Raw genomic sequence first — 503 nt, forward strand, 5'->3', positions numbered from 1 at the left:
GCTGTGCCGCTGCATTTATGGTTGGTGACAGTGATGCGGAACCAGTATCTAGTGTACCGACTGGTATCTATACCATTCCTGAAATCTCTTGTATCGGTAAAACAGAGCAGGAGCTAACAGATGAAAAAGTCCCATATGAAGTGGGTCAAGCGTTCTTTAAACATCTGGCACGTGCCCAAATTATTGGTGAACGCTCGGGTGTCCTAAAGATATTGTTCCATCGTGATACGTTGGAGATTTTAGGCATTCATTGCTACGGGAACCACGCTTCGGAGATTATTCATATCGGTCAGGCTGTGATGAAGTGTAAGAGCAATAATACGCTTGAGTACTTTGTAAATACGACCTTTAACTATCCAACGATGGCAGAAGCATACCGTGTGGCAGCATTGAATGGTTTAAACCGAGTATTTTAATGCTTAACAATTACTCAAAGTAAAAGTGTTATATGTATAAAAAAGCGCCTGCTAATGTTAGTAGGCGCTTTTTTTATGCTCATAGAT

General features: G+C 41.2%; 1 pseudogene. It reads left to right on the plus strand.

Going from position 1 to position 503, the window contains the following annotated elements:
• Positions 1-416, plus strand: a pseudogene (locus tag ACS8FC_RS21265) (Si-specific NAD(P)(+) transhydrogenase); the annotation flags it as partial.
• Between the last annotated feature and the right edge of the window lie 87 nt (positions 417-503).

The organism is Psychrobacter sp. 1Y4 (assembly GCF_051847555.1).